3 protein-coding genes and 1 pseudogene are annotated in these 2,243 nt (G+C 56.2%); 1 reads left to right on the top strand and 3 read right to left on the bottom strand.

Annotated elements, in window-relative coordinates:
- The 3 genes and pseudogenes from GWC77_RS27430 to GWC77_RS27420 form a co-directional block, all read right to left on the bottom strand.
- Positions 1–334, bottom strand: a 334-nt coding sequence (locus tag GWC77_RS27430; protein WP_173262538.1) for an IS6 family transposase, incomplete at its 3' end; no start/stop codon positions are given.
- Positions 335–395: 61 nt separating this feature from the next.
- A pseudogene (locus tag GWC77_RS27425) lies at positions 396–653 on the bottom strand (Arm DNA-binding domain-containing protein); the annotation flags it as partial.
- A 291-nt stretch (positions 654–944) separates the two neighbouring features.
- On the bottom strand, positions 945–1,271 hold the full coding sequence (locus tag GWC77_RS27420) for a hypothetical protein (RefSeq protein ID WP_173262535.1): 327 nt from the start codon (positions 1,269–1,271) through the stop codon (positions 945–947).
- A 447-nt stretch (positions 1,272–1,718) separates the two neighbouring features.
- Between GWC77_RS27420 and GWC77_RS27415 the strand changes: the two genes are divergently transcribed.
- Positions 1,719–2,006 carry a hypothetical protein gene (locus tag GWC77_RS27415; protein ID WP_173262532.1) on the top strand — a complete coding sequence of 96 codons (288 nt, stop codon included), beginning with the start codon at positions 1,719–1,721 and terminating at the stop codon, positions 2,004–2,006.
- Positions 2,007–2,243: the final 237 nt, after the last annotated feature.

Genomic DNA, 2,243 nt, shown 5'->3' with positions numbered 1-2,243 from the left:
CTTGCTTGTCGACGGCGCGGTACAGATATTTCCAGTGGCCCTTGACCTTCACGTAGGTCTCGTCCATGCGCCAGCTCTTGCCTACCGGACGCTTGTGTCGGCGAAACGACTTTTCAAACAGTGGCACGAGCTTGATGACCCAGCGGTGCACACTCGAGTGATCGACCTCGATTCCCCGCTCGGCCATCATCTCCTCCAGGTTGCGCAGGCTCAGCGCGTACGCCACGTACCAGCGTACGCACAGCAAAATCACCTCCAGCGGATAATGCAGCCGCTTCAGCACGCTGCCCGCGCCAGTGGGCAACGTTGAGCGAGATTTCTTCGTCTTTGCCATCATCGATGTCCTGCCTTTCAATTCGCACCGCTTCTACTCGTCCTCGTTAATGCGACAGAGCCATCGGATCAACGCCCTCGGACAACAGCTTCCGGCAACGAGCCGCTTCGGCCCGCGCCTCGGCAAGCGGAACGCACGACAACGCTCCGAGGCCCATCTCACGAGAGCGCTTGGCAAGTTGATATCGGAAAATCCACGAGCGAGAACCGCTCAGAGTGATCTGTAGATGAAGACCGCCGCCATCGGCGTAATAACCTGGATCGACTTCACGCGCGACCTGCAACGCGCTCAACCGATGGAGCTTCCCAGAAGCTCCCATTTTCTACCCCCAATCCTACCCCCAACTGATGGTGCGATTGTGCGAGTAGCGCTGAGAGGACGCAAGAAGATCGACACCCCCAACTTGCCCGCCAGATAAGGCTGAGCGAGATTTCCTGGGAGCCGGCGAGAACGCCTGAGAAGCTTGACTGGCGGAGAGAGGGGGATTCGTAAAATGTTAATGAAATCAAGGCTGATTTGCCTTGTCCCTTACTCCTGTTTCGCCCCGGTGGACAAGTTCCGTTGCTCATCACGGGGCGCTTGCGTGGGAGTCTAGCACTAACCGTCCGCGTCAGTTGTTATCCCATTCTTCTGCGCTGTCGTAGTGGTTCTCTGGCTTCGCAGCAACGTCGTAAGCCTCGCGCTCCTCCTGCGTCATCGGCCAACGGGCACGAACCGGCTTCCCTTGTGCTAGACGTTCTCCGGCTTCCCTCAGTTTTCCATCGTTGAGTTTGATGTATAGCTTGATGGCGTCGCGCACCACTTCCGCAGTTGCTTTCCCGGTAATGGTCTGGAGCAAGGCCAGCTTTTCCAGATCAGACACCTCGACCCGAACATTGAGGGAGCGCGCCGGCGCCTTCGCGGGTCGTCCTCTTGGCATTTTCATCACCTTCTGCATGTTTAATGCCACGAGTGTAGCACGTCTCAGCCTCATTTTTATTACTTATAGTAATTATATTTATCAAAGATCAAACAAACTCATCCTTGCATCGCTATTTTCATAGTCATCTTTATGTTTATACTTCATTCCCTGATGTGTGCAGCACCTCCCGGCACGGCGACCGGATCAGAGGGACGGGGCAACGGCTCCTGACAGGGCCAGCGGCACGGAGAGGCTACCTAGAGCCAGCCACGATAACAGCGAAGCTAGGGGGTCGCGGAGGGAAACCAATGCGAAGCCGGAATACAGCTAGTCCTAGCAGACCCGGCACGAATCGACGGTAGCGCAGCGCATGAGGAGCGCAAGCGGACCGGCGAGGAAATCGGTTCGTCAAGGGCGATTCTTTAGCGAGTCTCCTTGCTTAACCGACTAGCCGTCCTAACGAAACATTCAGCGAGGCAGACCATGAATAACGTAGCGCAAGCAGTAGCAGCAATCCGCAAATCGCCCTCCTTTGCCCTTATGCCTGACGATGAGCCGGTAACTTTGGAAGCGATCCAGCACGACATAGACGCGCTCGACGCAGCTTGGGACGCGCTCGACGATGCGCTTGAGTTCGCAGACGACATAGGCGATGCGCGGGAGGCTGAAAGCATTCGCACCGAGATTGCCGCGATGGAGATTGCCTACGTAGATGCTTGCAACCAGTTAGACGCCCTCAGGGCTGCATACGCGGCGGATTTCACGGTGTAAAAAGGCCGGGAGCTAAGGAGAGGACGCCCTCAAGGTTGCATACGCGACAGCATTTCACGATGTAAAACACCCCACAGCTACGGAGAGGGAGAACCTTTTCCGGGTAGGCATGACCTGCCCCCAACAAACCGGGCCAGTCAGAACCTAGTAAAGTTCGTTTTCGGAGAAGAAGACGAACATGAAGAAGCGTTTTACGGAAGAGCAAATCATCGGGTTTCTGAAGGAAGCCGAGGCCGG

Source organism: Paraburkholderia sp. NMBU_R16 (assembly GCF_013282575.1).
In the GTDB taxonomy this organism is placed as follows: Bacteria; Pseudomonadota; Gammaproteobacteria; order Burkholderiales; family Burkholderiaceae; genus Trinickia.
The sequence above is the reverse complement of the archived record's forward strand: the minus strand, read 5'-3'. Positions and strand labels throughout refer to the sequence as shown.

Bases quoted from the DNA above. Each gene is read 5' to 3' on its own strand.
- GWC77_RS27420 (WP_173262535.1), bottom strand. From the start codon at position 1,271: ATGCAGAAGGTGATGAAAATGCCAAGAGGACGACCCGCGAAGGCGCCG.
- GWC77_RS27415 (WP_173262532.1), top strand. From the start codon at position 1,719: ATGAATAACGTAGCGCAAGCAGTAGCAGCAATCCGCAAATCGCCCTCC.